13 protein-coding genes, 1 tRNA gene and 1 pseudogene are annotated in these 14,777 nt (G+C 66.9%); 9 read left to right on the top strand and 6 right to left on the bottom strand.

The window, feature by feature from the left end:
* Positions 1–8 precede the first annotated feature (8 nt).
* The 4 genes from HOP03_10575 (at position 9) to rocF (ending at position 2,634) form a co-directional block, all read left to right on the top strand.
* Positions 9–776: a type III pantothenate kinase gene (locus HOP03_10575; GenBank protein ID NOT88617.1), complete on the top strand. Its 768-nt coding sequence runs from the start codon at positions 9–11 to the stop codon at positions 774–776.
* Positions 773–1,474, top strand: coding sequence for a hypothetical protein (locus HOP03_10570; GenBank protein NOT88616.1), 702 nt, complete (start codon positions 773–775; stop codon positions 1,472–1,474). Before HOP03_10575 ends, HOP03_10570 begins: the two co-directional genes overlap by 4 nt.
* A 131-nt stretch (positions 1,475–1,605) precedes the next feature.
* Positions 1,606–1,681 (top strand) — tRNA-Thr (locus HOP03_10565).
* Positions 1,682–1,713: 32 nt separating this feature from the next.
* Positions 1,714–2,634: an arginase gene (gene rocF / locus HOP03_10560; GenBank protein NOT88615.1), complete on the top strand. Its 921-nt coding sequence runs from the start codon at positions 1,714–1,716 to the stop codon at positions 2,632–2,634.
* Positions 2,635–2,663: 29 nt separating this feature from the next.
* Here the strand turns inward: rocF and HOP03_10555 are convergent, their stop codons facing one another.
* Entirely contained in the window at positions 2,664–3,449 is a 786-nt protein-coding gene (locus tag HOP03_10555; GenBank protein ID NOT88614.1) for a hypothetical protein, read from the bottom strand.
* 151 nt (positions 3,450–3,600) lie between these two features.
* Positions 3,601–3,993, bottom strand: a complete 393-nt coding sequence (locus HOP03_10550; protein ID NOT88613.1) for a Rieske 2Fe-2S domain-containing protein — start codon at positions 3,991–3,993, stop codon at positions 3,601–3,603.
* 60 nt (positions 3,994–4,053) lie between these two features.
* Between HOP03_10550 and HOP03_10545 the strand changes: the two genes are divergently transcribed.
* From HOP03_10545 to HOP03_10525, 5 genes and pseudogenes are all read left to right on the top strand, one after another.
* Complete coding sequence (locus HOP03_10545) at positions 4,054–4,353, top strand: hypothetical protein (GenBank protein ID NOT88612.1); 300 nt, start codon at positions 4,054–4,056, stop codon at positions 4,351–4,353.
* A 55-nt stretch (positions 4,354–4,408) separates the two neighbouring features.
* Positions 4,409–5,140, top strand: a complete 732-nt coding sequence (locus HOP03_10540) for a fumarylacetoacetate hydrolase family protein (GenBank protein ID NOT88611.1) — start codon at positions 4,409–4,411, stop codon at positions 5,138–5,140.
* An 80-nt stretch (positions 5,141–5,220) separates the two neighbouring features.
* Entirely contained in the window at positions 5,221–5,631 is a 411-nt protein-coding gene (gene mscL / locus HOP03_10535) for a large-conductance mechanosensitive channel protein MscL (protein NOT88610.1), read from the top strand.
* Positions 5,632–5,763: 132 nt separating this feature from the next.
* The gene (locus HOP03_10530; GenBank protein NOT88609.1) at positions 5,764–7,155 is read left to right on the top strand and encodes a M28 family peptidase; all 1,392 of its coding nucleotides are present in this window, start codon (positions 5,764–5,766) and stop codon (positions 7,153–7,155) included.
* A gap of 76 nt (positions 7,156–7,231) precedes the next feature.
* Positions 7,232–7,549: pseudogene (locus HOP03_10525) on the top strand (RebB family R body protein).
* Between the two features lie 1,099 nt (positions 7,550–8,648).
* On the opposite strand, the gene HOP03_10520 reads toward HOP03_10525, so the two are convergent.
* The 4 genes from HOP03_10520 to HOP03_10505 form a co-directional block, all read right to left on the bottom strand.
* On the bottom strand, positions 8,649–9,458 hold the full coding sequence (locus tag HOP03_10520) for an rRNA methyltransferase (protein NOT88608.1): 810 nt from the start codon (positions 9,456–9,458) through the stop codon (positions 8,649–8,651).
* A gap of 56 nt (positions 9,459–9,514) precedes the next feature.
* Positions 9,515–9,907 carry a hypothetical protein gene (locus tag HOP03_10515; GenBank protein ID NOT88607.1) on the bottom strand — a complete coding sequence of 131 codons (393 nt, stop codon included), beginning with the start codon at positions 9,905–9,907 and terminating at the stop codon, positions 9,515–9,517.
* A gap of 504 nt (positions 9,908–10,411) precedes the next feature.
* Positions 10,412–13,537, bottom strand: coding sequence for an efflux RND transporter permease subunit (locus HOP03_10510; protein ID NOT88606.1), 3,126 nt, complete (start codon positions 13,535–13,537; stop codon positions 10,412–10,414).
* A 3-nt stretch (positions 13,538–13,540) separates the two neighbouring features.
* Positions 13,541–14,626, bottom strand: coding sequence for an efflux RND transporter periplasmic adaptor subunit (locus HOP03_10505; GenBank protein NOT88605.1), 1,086 nt, complete (start codon positions 14,624–14,626; stop codon positions 13,541–13,543).
* Positions 14,627–14,777 lie beyond the last annotated feature (151 nt).

The raw sequence follows: 14,777 nt of genomic DNA, 5'->3' as shown, positions 1-14,777 counted from the left end.
TGGCGGCGATGACGACCTTCCTCTTCGACCTCGGCAACACCCGGCTGAAATACGCGGCGCTGCACGATGACGGCGGGATCGGTGAAGTCGTGGCCGTGGCCCACGATGGCGAAACCCTGCCCGCCGGTTGGGATGCCGCGTTGCCGACACGCTTCGACGCGGCGGCGCTGACCACCGTGGGTTCCGCGACGCTGCGCACGCGCTTGCTCGACGCGCTGGCCGCGCGCTGCGGGTGTATTTCGATCGCGCGGACGGTATTGCGGTTCGGCGATCTGCGGATCGCCTATCCGCAGCCGGAGACGCTGGGTGCGGATCGTTTTCTGGCGATGCTCGGCGCGCGCGCGCGCGACAAATTTGCGGGCGACCCGGGGCCATGGCTGGTCGTCGGCATCGGTACCGCGATCACCCTCGATCTGATCGATGCCGCTGGGCTGCATCGCGGCGGACGCATCGCACCCTCGCCTGCGCTGATGCGCGCGGCGCTGCATGCGCGCGCGACGCAGCTGCCGGAGCACGGCGGCGAATTCGTCGCCTTCGCCGACAACACCCCCGATGCGCTGCGCTCGGGCTGCGATGGCGCGGCGCTGGCGCTGATCCGCGACGCGCTGGACGCCGGCACGGCGCTGCTTGGTGCGACGCCGCGGCTGCTGCTGCACGGCGGCGGCGTCGATGCGTTGCCTGGTCTGGACATGGGCATGGGCAAGGACAACCGGCCGCTGCGTGCGCCAGCGCTGGTGTTGGAAGGGTTGGCGGCTTGGGCCAGAATGCCGGCATGAGCCTGCGCGCACTGATCGTTTTACTGGTGGTCATCAACCTCGGCATCACCGCATGGTGGCTGTCCCGGCCGGACGCTGCGCCGACGGTCATCGAAGATGCGTCATCGGGGATCGCGCGCCTGCGACTGGTCAGCGAACGCCCCGGCCCCCGGCCTGCACCCGCGCCTGTCGCCGAAGCGACCGCAGTGCCGCCCGAAGCCAAAGCGGCCGAGGACGCAGCGCCGCCGCCAACCACGCCGGAGCGCTGCATCAGCCTCGGGCCATTCGCCGATACCGCCGCGCTGGCTACCGCGCAGACCGCCCTGCGTCCGGGTGCGCTACGCCTGCGGACCCGTGAGACCCAAGCGGGCGGCGAACGCGGCTGGCGGGTCTACCTGCCGGCGGCTGCGGACCGCGCCGCCGCGAATGCCAACGCCGACAAGCTCAAGGCCGCCGGCTTCAGCGATCTGCTGGTCGTCGGCGACGGCGCAGAAGCCAACAGCATCGCGCTCGGACGGTTCAGCGGAGAAGCCCGGGCGCAGCAGCACGCCGCCGCCCTGCGCGCCGCCGGTTTCGAGGCCAAGGCCGAGGCGCTGGGCGAAGCCCGCACCGCACGCTGGATCGACGTCGCACTCAAGGCCGATACCGATCTTGCCGCCGCCCGCCGCTCCAGCGGCGCGGCGCAGTCGCGCACGATCGATTGCGCCGGGGTGCGTTGAAACCCTGCGCTGGACCCCGGCGCTGAAACCCCGCACTGAACCCACTGACTGCATCTGGCGGATGGAGCCTGCGGGAGGGTGCTGCTAGTATCCCCACCTCTGTCGGGACCGCCACGCGGCCCGCACGTCTCGCCGGCATAGCTCAGTTGGTAGAGCAACCGCCTTGTAAGCGGTAGGTCGTCCGTTCAAATCGGACTGTCGGCACCATCCCCCTTCGTTGTCCCTGCAGGATTCCCGCCATGCGCAGCTTCCCGCCCGTGTCCCTGATCGGCGTCCCCACCGACATCGGCGCCGGCCATCGCGGCGCGCGCATGGGCCCCGATGCCCTGCGCATCGCCGGGCTCGGCGAAGCGCTGGCCGCGCGCGGCGTGGACGTGACCGATCGCGGCAACCTGCCCGGCCCCTCGAACCCCTGGCTGCCGCCCACCGACGGCTACCGCCATCTGCAGGAAGTCGTCGCCTGGAACAAAGCGCTGATGGACGCGGTCGGCGCCGAGCTGCGCGCAGGCCGGATGCCGATCGTGCTCGGCGGCGACCACTGCCTCGGCGTCGGCTCGATCACCGCCGTCGCCCGCTACTGCCGCGACACCGGCAAGAAACTCCGCGTGCTGTGGCTCGACGCCCACGCCGATTTCAACACCAGCGATGTCACGCCTTCGGGCAACCTCCACGGCATGCCGGTCGCCTGTCTCTGCGGCATCGGCCCCGAGCCGCTGGTGCAGCTGGGCGGCAGCGCACCGGCGATGCGTCCCGACGAAATCCGCCAGATCGGCATCCGCTCGGTCGATGCCGGCGAAAAGCGGCTGGTGAAGGAACACGGTCTCGACATCTACGACATGCGCTACATCGACGAAGTCGGGATGAAGCGCGCGATGGAAGAGGCGCTGGAAGACATCGACGACAATACCCATCTGCATGTCAGTTTCGATGTCGATTTCCTCGACCCCAGCATCGCTCCCGGCGTCGGCACCACCGTGCCCGGCGGCCCGAACTACCGCGAAGCGCAATTGGTGATGGAAATGATCGCCGACACCGGCCGCATGGGTTCGCTGGACATCGTCGAACTGAACCCCGCGCTGGACAACCACAACGGCACCGCCGAACTCGCGGTGGATCTGGTGGAGAGTCTGTTCGGCAAGTCGACGCTGATGCGGGATTGAGCGTCGCCGGGACGCCGCGCTCGCAACGATCAGCGCTTTTCGGAATCTTCGCCCGGCAACAGCGGGTAGACCTGTCGGATCGTGCATCCGTACTGCGCCGCCAGCGAGCCCTCGGTCCGGGGCCGCAGGACGCCACCGATGTTTTCGTCGCGCGTGAACAACGCGCGATCGCCGATGTTGCCGCAGATCGCGTTCGTGCCCACACCCGAGACCAGTTGCATATGGTTGGATGAAGACATCTCGTTGCAGCTGCCGCCCAGTTCCATCCGGTAATACCGGTTGCCGCCGCTGCGCTTGGCCGACATTTCGACGATGAGGTCGCCTTTGTCCTCGCTCCAGCCGCGCATGTACCGCGCATCCACGCAGTAGGCGGTGGTGCCGCCGAAACCGCGCCGGCGCTTGCCGCGCACTTCGAGGGTGGCCAACTCGGCAACGTTGCCGCCCTGTCGATCGCTGCGCAGGGCATGTTCGGCATACTCGCGCGCATCGATCCGCGCCAGACCCGCGACCGCGCACCGGCGATCGCCCACCGCCAGGATTTCCTCATTGCTGCCGCAGATCCAGCCTTGCCTGCTGGTCAGCTGCAGATGCTCCGCGCGCATCGCGCCGGGACAGGCATCGGCCAACTCCAGTCGATAACGGGCGCCATCCCCCAGGCGGATGGCCAGCGTCCGCGGATCGCTCTGCCGCACTTCCCGCACGTCGCGGGCGCTGAAGCAATGCGATGCCGGCGGCGGCGCCTGCGTATCGGAAGCCGACGAGCGCGCGACGGGCATGCACGACAGCAGCAGCGCGAATACGGCGGATTTCGTCATGGCGTTGCCCGTGGTTCGACCGATGCCGGCGTGGGAAGACTCGCCGGGACTCTATCATCCACGGACACGACACCGGCACCGGCACCGGCCAGGATTTCCATCTCGACGAAACTGCGGTCGTGGCCGGAATCGCGGTCGCTTCGATGCTGCGTTACGCAGGCGGTTGATCCAGGCCACGAACGAACACCGCGCCATCCACCAACGCCACCCCCACCGCGCGCAGCGAGTCGCCACGGCAGGGGCCGGCCACGCAGGCGCCTGCATGCAGCTCGAAGCTCGCCCCATGCGCGGCGCAGACCAGCAGGCCGTCTTTGGACATCAGGAACTTGCCGGGCGCCCAATCGAGGCGGCGACCCGCGTGCGGACAGATATTGAGCCACGCGTGCACGCTGTCGCCCTTGCGGTGCAGGATCAGCGATTCGGCCACGCCGTCGACCTCCGCCTCCACCTCCAGCAACCCGCCGTCGGGCAGATCGTCCAGCGCCAGCAACGGCTTGGCTGCGGCGACCTCGGGGTTTAACGAAGTTCTCACACCTTCGGTCATCGGGCGTCCGATACTGCGGCGACCGGCCGCTGGCCCATAGTGTGTCACGACAATATCCGCATGCGCGCTCACCGCTTTTTCTCGATTCCCGCGTTCCGTTCCGGCCGTCGCCGCGCCAGTGATTTCTTCGCTCCGCGCAAGCCGCGCCATCGCGTGCTGCGCGTATTGCTGGCGCTGTTCGGCGTGGCGCTGCTCGCGGTGCTGCTGGTGTTCGGGCTGATGATCGGTGCGGCGATGCTCGGCGGCGGGCTGCTGTATCGGCTGTGGCGACAGCGCGGCAAACCGATCGCGAAGCCGGCACGGACGATCGAGGCCGAATACCGGGTGCTGCGCAAGCCGATGCTGTCGGCCGGCCGCTGAGCCCGCTGCCGCAGCGCTCTCGACGCACCGCCATCGCGCGCGCGATCATGCAGCGATGAACGATCACACCCGCGACCTCATCCCCGCGCCCGCGACGATGCGCGTGCCCGTGCGCGGCATCTCCGTTTCGGGCGATTTCCCGGTCCACCGCATCTACTGCGTCGGCCGCAATTTCGCCGACCACGCCCGCGAAATGGGCGCCACCGCGCCGGCATCGAAAGCCGAACGCGGCACGCCGGTGTTTTTCCTGAAACCCGCCGATGCGCTGGTCATCGATGGCGTCGCCGCCTATCCGCCGGGTGCGCAGGACCTGCACCACGAGATCGAACTGGTCGTCGCGCTCGGTCGCGATGCGCCGGCCGGCGTACTCGATCCCGCGCAGACCGAAGCGCTGGTCTTCGGCTACGGCATCGGCCTCGATCTGACCCGTCGCGATCTGCAGACTGCCGCCAAGGCCAAAGGCCTGCCGTGGGACACCGGAAAATCCTTCGACCAGTCCGCGCCGATCAGTGCGCTGCTGCCTGCCGGCGAAGTGGGCGCACTCGCACCGCGCACGCTGTCGCTGCGGGTCAACGGCACGCTGCGCCAAGAGTCGCGGCTCGACCAGCTGATCTGGGACGTCCCCGACATCCTGCACGAGCTGTCGAAGCTCTACGCACTGCGCGCCGGCGATCTGGTTTTCATGGGCACGCCCGCCGGCGTGGCCGCGCTGCAGCCGGGCGATCTCTGCGAAGGCACGCTGGACGATCTGATCCGCCTCGACTGCCGGATCGCGCCGCCGCGCTGAAAAATAACGGTGCTCGCCTGCACAAGGTCGCCTGCGGGAGCTAGACTCCTGCCCACATCCACCTCCGGGAGAGAGGCTTCATGGGCATGATCAGTGAGTTCAAAGAGTTCGCGATGAAGGGCAACGTCGTCGACCTGGCGGTCGGCGTCATCATCGGCGGCGCATTCGGCAAGATCGTCAGCTCGCTGGTCGATGGCGTGATCATGCCGATCGTCGGCAAGCTGGTCGGCGGCGTGAATTTCGGCGATCTCGCCTACGTGCTCCAGGACGCGGTCATCGGCCCGGACGGCAAGGAAACCGCTGCTGCGGTGGCGATCAAGTACGGCGCATTCCTGCAGACCATCATCGACTTCACCATCATCGCGTTCGTGCTGTTCATGGTGATCAAGGCCATGAACCGGCTCAAGAAAGCCGAAGCCGCCGCACCGCCGGCCGAGCCCGCAGAAGACGTGCTGCTGCTGCGCGAGATCCGCGATTCGCTGAAGAAGTAAGCCACACATCGCGACATGACTGCGGAGGCCGCGGGCTGATACGCTCGCGGCCTTCCGTTTTTTTCGGCCGGAGAATCCGCCATGCGTTCGAGTCCGATCCGTTTCGTCCCGTTCATCGGCGTGTTCGCTGGCATGCTCGCCTGCACCATCGCACTGGCTGCGGAACCGCGCGCAACCCGCATCCCGGACGCGGCCTTGGCGAATGTCGCGCAGCTGCGCGAACGCACGCTGCAGGACAAGACCGCATGGCAGGTGGTGGAATCGCTGACCACCGAAATCGGGCCGCGCCTGGCCGGCAGCGAAGCCGACGCGCGCGCGGTGCGCTGGGCCGAAGCCAAATTCAAGGCGCTGGGCTACGACAAGGTCTGGCTGCAACCGGTGAGTTTTCCGAAATGGATACGCCGCAGCGAGCGCGGCGATGTCCTCGGCGCGCACGCGCAGCCGCTGACGCTGACCGCGCTTGGCGGCAGCCCCGGCGGCACGGTCGAAGGCGAGGTGGTGCGCTTTGCCGACCTGACCGCGCTGGAAGCCGCGCCTGCGGGTTCGCTCGCCGGCAGAATCGCTTTCGTCGATTACCGGATGGAACGCGCCCGCGACGGCAGTGGTTACGGCATCGGCAGCAAAGTGCGAACGCGCGGGCCGTCTGCGGCGATCCGCGCAGGCGCAGCCGCGTTCGTGATGCGCTCCGCCGGCACCGACAGCCACCGCAACCCGCACACCGGCGTCACCCGTTTCGACGATGGCCTCACGCCGATTCCTTCCGCCGCACTGTCGGTACCCGATGCCGAACAGCTTGCGCGGCTCGTGGCGCTGGGATCACCGGTACGCCTGCGCATCGCGCTCGACTGCGGCTGGGACCGCACTGCGGAGTCGTTCAACGTGATCGGCGAGATCACCGGCAGCCATCGCAAGCTGCGCGATGAAGTGGTCGTGATCGGCGGCCATCTCGATTCCTGGGACCTCGGCACCGGCGCGATCGACGACGGCGCGGGTATCGCGATCACGATGGCCGCCGGGCATCTCATCGGCCAATTGCCGAAAGCGCAGCGCCCCGCGCGCACGATCCGCGTGATCGCCTTCGCGAACGAAGAACAGGGCCTGTACGGCGGCAAAGCCTATGCCGCGCAGTACAAGGCCGACGTGGCGAAACATCAGCTGGTCGCCGAAAGCGACTTCGGCGCCGGCCGCATCTACGCCTTCAACACCGGTAGCGCCGCGCACGCGGCCACCGCCGTCGCGCAGATCGCCGAAGCGCTGAAACCGCTGGGCATCGAAACACTGGCCAAAGGCGGCGCGGGTCCGGATGTCGGCCCCATCGCCGCAGAAGGCGCGGCCTGGGCATGGCTGGGGCAGGACGGCACCGACTACTTCGACCTGCACCACACGCCGGACGACACCCTCGACAAGATCGACCCCGCAGCGCTGGCGCAGAACGCCGCCGCCTATGCGGTGTTCGCGTATCTCGCCGCGTCGGCGGACGGCGGCTTCGGCAGCGCGCCGAAGCCGGTGCCCGCGAAACCCTGACCGTCTTCTCTGCGGCGCATTCCGCACCACGCATCACCACACCACACATCACAGCCCCAGGATCAAGGAGAGAGCCATGGCATTCCCGACCGCCATCGATTCGCAGATCACAGATTCCGTCACCCAGAGCAATGTGAAAGTGCTCGCCGAAGCCCCCGCGATCGCGATGGGATCGATCTACCAGACGATGGCCCACTCGACCGGCATCCTGTTCGAGAACGCGGTCGCGGCGCAGCAACAGCAGAACACGCTGGCGCAGGCCGCCGCGAACCAGGGCGTGATGCAGATCTACTCGATCGACACCACCGCCGCAGCCGGCGCGACCGAGAAAGTCGCGCAGACCGGCGTCGCCGATAATCTCACCAGCCTGCTGACCGTGCTGAACGCCTTTCGCGGCGATGCCGCGCCCAAGGCCTCCGCTGTCGCCATGGCGCCGGAAGCGATGACCGCCGACGTCGACACCACCGGGCGCGAGATCGTGGATCAGATCCAGGCGGCGGTGAAGTTTTCCAACGATGCGGTGTTGGGCAATGTGCATGCCTTCGTGACCGGCCTGCACAGCGCCGTGGATGCGATGGCGCATGCGATCGAGACGATGAATCGGGTCAGTCACGCCAATCTGTTGTTGATTCTGCAGGAATCGGCGCTTTCGGCTACGTTGGCGGCGATGATCCGCGAGCCGGAGAAGGCTGAGGATTACGCCAAGGTGTTGCAGGCGATCAAGCAGTCGGCTTGATTTTTTTTCCGGCGGTTTCGTGGCGCTGTGGATGTCGGTGCTTGATGGTGTGCGGATAAGGCATGGCATCTTTTTCGCGCTGGTGCGCGAGTTACTTTCTTTGGCGCACTGCGCCGTTTGCGGCGCGAACGGCGAAGCCGGCCCGAAGGGCGAGCGCCGTAGGCGCGAGTTAAGAAAGTAACCAAAGAAAACACCTCAAGTCCAATTCAAACCTACGATCTGAGGCGAAGTCGGGATTTTTCGATGAGGCGTCCTGCCTCATCGAAAAACGATGCACATCCTGTGCATCGCCCTCCGGGTCTACGATCAGGGGATAGCGAAATGCTCCTGCAAGATCATCAGGACGATTACCATCCGCCGATATGCGATCAGTCGTGCTTCCATTCAAATGGATGTTCGTCGCGCATTAATATAAAACTGCTGCGCAATTACATGCTTTTCGCCTGATTGCTTGGGAATTGCTTCGTCCCATCGATATTCAGGCCATCGCACAGTCCGACCAGGCCGTAGACCCGGAGGGCGGCGCACAGGACGCGCGCCGTTTTTCGATGAGGCAGGACGCCTCATCGAAAAATCCCGGCTTCGCCCCAGACGGCAGGTTTGAATTGGACTTGGAATGTGTTCTTTGGTTACTTTCTTTGCGCCAAAGAAAGTAACTCGCGCACCAGCGCGAAAAAGGTGCCAGGCCTTACCCGCACACCATCAAGCACCGATATCAGCAGCACTACGAAATCCCGCATGGATTCCACACACACCATCACTTCCGGTGATTGCGAACCCCACGATGCCACTCCGCCAACAACACCGAAGTCGCAGCCGCCACATTCAGACTTTCCACCGCCCCGCTACCGGGAATCGACACCCGCAGATCGCAAGCCTTCGCAAGCTCCGCATCCATCCCCTCGCCCTCGGCGCCGAGCACATAAATCAACCGTTCCGGCAGCTTCGTCGCGAACAGATCGGCCGCACCGCGCACCACCGTCGCCGCGAGCGAAAAACCGGCGCCGTGCAATTGCGCGATCGAATTGTCCTCGCGTCCCAGACGCACGAACGGCACGGACTCGGCGCCGCCCTCCGCGACGCGCGCAGCCGCGCCCGACATCGTCAAGGTCGAATGCTTCGGCAGCAGCACCGCGGAGATGCCGAAATGCGCGGCGGAGCGCAGGATCGCACCGAGGTTGTGCGGATTGCCCACGCCATCGAGCCACAGCGCGCAGCACGGACCGGGCGGCAACTCGCGCAACCACGGCGACAGCGACAGCGGCTCCTCGCGCAGCACTTCCGCGACCACGCCCTCGTGGTGCGCGCTGGCCGCGAGTTTCTGCAGATCGTCCTGCTCGACCACGCGATAGCCGACGCGGTTGGCCACGCACCATTTCAGAAGCGGTTGCAGCTGCGGAATCCGCGCTTCGGCCAGATACAGTTTCCGGATCGCCTCCGGCCGCCGCGCGAACACCGCGCGCACCGCATTCAGGCCGTACAGGCGAAGCTCGACATCACGGCGCTGGCGCGCGGGCTCGGCAGGAGCCGGGGGAGAAGGCGAAGGCGGAGTTTTTTTCCAGGGCATCGGCGGATTGTAGACGCTCGCCGCAATGCCTGCGCCAGATGCGTCGCGAAGACCGGTCAGCCGAGATAGACCCACATCGCGATCGCGAAAATGCCCAGCAGCAGCCACACCCAATGGTGCGAGGTGCCATCGCCCGCCATCACCGTCGGCGGACGCGTCTTGTTCATCAGCGCATCGCGCTCGGCACGGCCTTCGCTCAGGCCTTTGCTGAGATGGTCGCTGAGTTCGGCGCCGCGCTTGCTCGACACCTCGCCGTGGCCATCGTCGGTGCGGATGCGGTCGCGCTGCTTGTTGGCGGCGTCCATCTGCTGCGCATAGGTCTGGATCATGGCCATCGCGCCCTTGAGATCGCCGCCCGTGGCTTCCCGGATCAGCTTGATCGCGCCGATCTTGTCGCCGCGCATCAGGGCCGCGACCACTTCCTGAGGGATTTCCCGTGGATTGCTCATCGATATGCCCGGATGATCCCACCCGGGCGACCCGGATGGCTGATGAATCAAGCATAGCGCGCCGGAAGGGTTCGCGCAGAACGTCACGCCCCGCCGCCCGGCCAGGTGCGTCTATCGGTTGCACCTTCGGCGCACCGGCTTTTCGCGGCGCTCACAAACTCGGTGCGCGGCACGCGCACCCCATGAAACGCGGCTCAACCCGATGGGGTGCGCCTTTGGCCTGAGGTATCCCATCTTTTCGAGCATCTCAAAAAAACACCGTCATCCCCGCGAACGCGGGGATCCAGCGACTTTCAACTTCCGCGCAGCGCAAAGACACTGGGTTCCCGCGTTCGCGGGAACGGCGGGTATATGAAAGGTTGCTGCCGATCAATCGATCCGTTTGATGTTCATGAGGAAAAAGCGGGACACCTCAGGCCTTCGGCGCACCGGCTTTTCGCGGCGATCACAACCTTGGTGCGCGGGCACGCGCACCCCATGGAGTCCGTCGCGGCACTGCGGAAATCAGGCGTGACCGCCCACCGACGGCGTTTCCGATTCGAGTTTCTGCAGCGCATGTTTCACCGCTTCTGGCGAATGCGTGTACGGCGCCAGCAGGCGATAGAACGCGGGCACCACGAACAGCGACAGCAGCGTGGAGAACGCCACGCCGAAGATGACCACGATGCCGATGGTGGCGCGACTGGCAGAGCCGGGCCCGCCGGCAAGGACCAGCGGCACTGCGCCCATGATCGTGGCGATCGAGGTCATCAGGATCGGACGCAGGCGCACCGCGCAGGATTCGATGATCGCCTCGCGCACGTCTCGACCTTCGTCGCGCAGCTGGTTCGCGAATTCGACGATCAGGATGCCGTTCTTCGCCGCCAGCCCCACCAGCATCACGATGCCGATCTGGCTGTAGAGATTGAGCGTGCTGCCGGCCACCCACAGGCCGAGCAGCGCGCCGGCCACGCCCAGCGGCACGGTGAGCATGATCACCAGCGGGTGGATGAAGCTCTCGAACTGCGCCGCCAGCACCAGGTACACCACCAGCAGCGCCAGCGCGAAGGTGATCAACACCGCGCCGCCGGCTTTCTGGAATTCGCGCGATTCGCCTTTCCAGTCCACCTGCGCGGTCGCGGGCAATTCTTCGCGCACGACCTGTTGGGCCCAGGCGATCGCATCGCCCATGCGGTAACCGGGCGAGAGCCCGCCGGAGATGGTGATCGCGCGCAGGCGGTTGAAGCGGTTGAGACTGCCGGCCTCGGCCAGTTCGGTCAGCGTGACCAGATTCGACAGCGGAATCAGTTCGCTGTTGCGACCGCGCACCTGGATCGCGGACAGATCGGCCGGCGTCGCGCGCAGCGCGCGATCCGCCTGCAGGACCACGTCGTATTCCTCGCCGTTGTCGACGAACGTGGTGACGCGCCGGCCGCCCATCATCGTTTCAAGCGTGCGCCCGATCTCGCTGACGGACACGCCCAGATCGGCGGCGCGCGCGCGATCGATCTGCACCCGCATCTGCGGCCTCGTTTCCTTGTAGTCGGAATCGACGCCGAAGAAATTCGGGTTTTTCTCCATCCGCGCGAGCACGCGATCGCGCCATTGCGCGAGGTCGCCGTACTCGGGGCCGCCCAGCACGATCTGGAACGGTTGGCCACCGCCGCGGGTCAGCCCGGAGCGCACCTGCGGATTGACCCGGATGCCCGGCAACGCGCCCAGTTCCTTGCGCACCTGCTGGACCACGTCGTCGGTGCTGACGTCGCGTTTGTCCCAATCGTGCAGGAACACGATGGCCTGGCCGGTGTGCATTTCCTCGCTGGCGCCGAAACCGCCGGGCACCCGCGTGTTCACGCGCTGCATCGGTTTGCCTTCGCCCACCTGCTTGAGCAGCACCTGTTCGACCTGATGGATCTGGCCGACGGTGTAGTCGAAGCCCGCACCTTCCGGACCGACCACCGATGCGAAGAACACACCGCGGTCTTCCGGCGGCGCGAGCTCGCTCGGCACCGCCTTGAACAACACCGCGCTGGCGGCGATGGCGACCAGCATCAGCGCACCGAACAGCCAGATGCGATCGATGCTGCGTTCCAGCAGGCGGCGATAGCCGCGCGACACCCGGTCGAGCATCCGCGCGATGCCGCCGTGCAGGCGATTCGGTTTTTCGCTGTCGTGCGGGCGCACGAGCTTCGACGACATCATCGGCGTCAACGTCAGCGCGACCAGCGCGGAAATCGCGACCGCCGCCGCCAAGGCCACCGACAGTTCGCGGAACAGGCGGCCGGTGTTGCCTTCGAGCAGGCCGATCGGCAGGAACACCGCGACCAGCACCGCCGTGGTCGAGATCACCGCGAACGCGACCTGCGCGGTGCCGCGCTTGGCCGCGACCAGCGAAGGTTCGCCCAGATCCGCGCGCCGCTGGATGTTCTCCAGCACCACGATGGCATCGTCCACCACCAGCCCGATGCACAGCACCAGCGCGAGCAGGGTCAACAGATTGATCGAGAAACCGAACGCATACAGCGCGATGAACGATGCGATCAGGCACACCGGCACCGTCACCGCTGGAATCAGCGCGGCGCGCACGCTGCCGAGGAACAGCCAGATCACCAGCAGCACCAGCGCGATCGCCTCGAACAGCGTGGCCCACACGCGCTCGACCGCGGATTCGATGAACACGGTGGAATCGAAGGCGACGAAGATGCGGGTGCCTTCCGGCAAGGTCTTCTGGATGCGTTCGGCTTCCGCGCGCGCGGCGCGCGCCACGTCGAGGCTGTTCGCGGTCGAGGTCTTGATGATGCCCAGACCGACATTGGGTTCGCCGTTGCTGCGGTAGTACGCGCGACGTTCCGACGATGCCAGTTCCACCTTGGCCACATCGCCCAGACGCACGACATAGCCGTCGGCGCCCTTGCCCAGCGGAATCTGCGCGAAATCCTCGGGCTTGCGATAGCTGCGTTCCACGCGCAGGGTGAAATCGCGATCCTGCGATTCGAGCCGGCCCGCCGGCAGTTCGATGTTCTCGCGGCGCAGCGCGTTCTCGGCGTCGGCGGCGGTCAGGCCGCGCGCGGCCAGCGCGTCGCGGTTCAACCACACCCGCATCGCATAACGCTGCAGGCCGCCGACCCGGATCTGCGACACGCCGTTGAGCGCGGACAGACGGTCGACGACGTAACGCTCGGCGTAATCGGTCAGTTGCAGCGTGTCCATCGCGGTCGAACTCATGTTCAACCACAGGATCACTTCCGAATCGCTGTCGGCCTTCTGCACTTCCGGCGGATCGGCTTCGATCGGCAAACGTCCGGTGACCCGGCTGACCGCGTCGCGCACGTCGTTCGCGGCGGCTTCGATGTCGCGATCCAGCGTGAATTCGATGGTGACCGACGACCGGCCGTTGACGCTGCGCGATTGCAGGGTCTCGATGCCTTCGATACCGGCCAGCGCATCTTCCAGCACCTGGGTGACGCGGGTTTCGACCACGCCCGCCGATGCGCCGGAATAGGTCACGTCGACGGAGACCACCGGTGGATCGATCGCCGGCAGTTCGCGCAGCGTCAACCGCGCGTATGCCATCAGCCCGACCACGATCAGCATCAGGCTCAGCACGGTGGCGAACACCGGGCGTTCGATCGAGATGTCGGACACGCGCATGGGTCAACCCTTCGCCGGTGCCGCCGGCTGCGCGGGCGATACGGCGTCCTTCGCGGCCGGGCCGCCCTCGCTGATCTTGCCGCCGGCGCGCAGTTTGCCGGTGCCTTCGACCACGATGCGATCACCGGTGGCGAGACCCTCGGCGATCTCGACCTTGCCGCCGCGGCGCGCGGCGACGGTCACTTTGACCTGCTCCACGCTGTCGTCGGGCTTTGCGCGGAACACGAAACTGTCGCGCCCGACCTGGGTGACGGCAATCTCCGGCAGCAGCAGCGCCTGGCGTTCGACACCGGGCACTTCCACCGTCATCAGCATGCCCGGGCGCAGCAGGCGCTCGCCGTTCGCGAAGTCGGCGCGCACCTGCACGGCGCGGGTCGCCGGGTCGAGGCGCGCGTCGATGGTGGTCACCGCGCCATCGAACGCGCGATCCGGGTAGGCGGTCGCACGGCCGTTGATGCGCCGGCCCACGGCAACGCGCGAGAGCTGCGCTTCGGGCAGCGGAAAATCGACATAGACGCGCGACAGATCGTCGAGCGTGGCGATGGCGACGCCGGGCGTCACCAGCGCACCGGGACTGACCTGGCGCAGACCGAGCACGCCGGAGAACGGCGCGCGGATCACACGGTCGGCCAATTGCGCGCGTATCTGCGCGACCCGCGCCTGCGCGGCGTCGCGCGCGGCGCGCTGGTTGTCGAGCTGCGCACGCGCGATCAATTGCTGTTGCGCCAGTTCGTTCTGGCGGCGATACAAGCGCTCGGCCTCATCGGCGGCAGCCTGCGCTTCGGCCAGCGATGCCTGCTGCTGGCGGTCGGACAGCGTGATCAGCGCATCGCCCACGCGCACCTCCTGGCCGCTGTCGAAATGCACCGTCTGCACGATCTCGCTGACCTTCGCGGTCACCGTCACCGATTCGCGCGCCTTCACCGTGCCGATGGCGGTGACGCTGTCGGCGAAGGTCTCGGGCTGGATGCGCATGGTGGTGACCGGCGTCGGGCGATCGCCGCCCTGCCCGGCACCGCCGGGGCCGCCGGGTTTGTCGCCGCTGCCGCAGGCCGCGAGCCCGAGCGACAGCGCGCCTGCGGCGAACATCCCGAACGCATGCTGCGACCGGCCACGCGATGCAGGACGCGGATCGGAAGACGGATCATTGAAACGCGAGGTGGCACGAAGCATTGCGGGGCCCGACAAAACGGTCTGCGGCGATTGTAGCGGCAGGCCTGCGAAGCCGGCACAATCGGTG

Origin of the sequence: Lysobacter sp. (genome assembly GCA_013141175.1) — a bacterium.
Taxonomy (GTDB): domain Bacteria; phylum Pseudomonadota; class Gammaproteobacteria; order Xanthomonadales; family Xanthomonadaceae; genus Lysobacter_I.
The sequence above is the reverse complement of the archived record's forward strand: the minus strand, read 5'-3'. Positions and strand labels throughout refer to the sequence as shown.

What these genes read in the sequence shown, in the direction of transcription:
- HOP03_10575 (NOT88617.1), top strand. Translation starts at nt 9, where the DNA reads ATGACGACCTTCCTCTTCGACCTCGGCAACACCCGGCTGAAATACGCG.
- HOP03_10570 (NOT88616.1), top strand. Translation starts at nt 773, where the DNA reads ATGAGCCTGCGCGCACTGATCGTTTTACTGGTGGTCATCAACCTCGGC.
- rocF (NOT88615.1), top strand. Translation starts at nt 1,714, where the DNA reads ATGCGCAGCTTCCCGCCCGTGTCCCTGATCGGCGTCCCCACCGACATC.
- HOP03_10555 (NOT88614.1), bottom strand. Translation starts at nt 3,449, where the DNA reads ATGACGAAATCCGCCGTATTCGCGCTGCTGCTGTCGTGCATGCCCGTC.
- HOP03_10550 (NOT88613.1), bottom strand. Translation starts at nt 3,993, where the DNA reads ATGACCGAAGGTGTGAGAACTTCGTTAAACCCCGAGGTCGCCGCAGCC.
- HOP03_10545 (NOT88612.1), top strand. Translation starts at nt 4,054, where the DNA reads ATGCGCGCTCACCGCTTTTTCTCGATTCCCGCGTTCCGTTCCGGCCGT.
- HOP03_10540 (NOT88611.1), top strand. Translation starts at nt 4,409, where the DNA reads ATGAACGATCACACCCGCGACCTCATCCCCGCGCCCGCGACGATGCGC.
- mscL (NOT88610.1), top strand. Translation starts at nt 5,221, where the DNA reads ATGGGCATGATCAGTGAGTTCAAAGAGTTCGCGATGAAGGGCAACGTC.
- HOP03_10530 (NOT88609.1), top strand. Translation starts at nt 5,764, where the DNA reads ATGCTCGCCTGCACCATCGCACTGGCTGCGGAACCGCGCGCAACCCGC.
- HOP03_10520 (NOT88608.1), bottom strand. Translation starts at nt 9,458, where the DNA reads ATGCCCTGGAAAAAAACTCCGCCTTCGCCTTCTCCCCCGGCTCCTGCC.
- HOP03_10515 (NOT88607.1), bottom strand. Translation starts at nt 9,907, where the DNA reads ATGAGCAATCCACGGGAAATCCCTCAGGAAGTGGTCGCGGCCCTGATG.
- HOP03_10510 (NOT88606.1), bottom strand. Translation starts at nt 13,537, where the DNA reads ATGCGCGTGTCCGACATCTCGATCGAACGCCCGGTGTTCGCCACCGTG.
- HOP03_10505 (NOT88605.1), bottom strand. Translation starts at nt 14,626, where the DNA reads ATGTTCGCCGCAGGCGCGCTGTCGCTCGGGCTCGCGGCCTGCGGCAGC.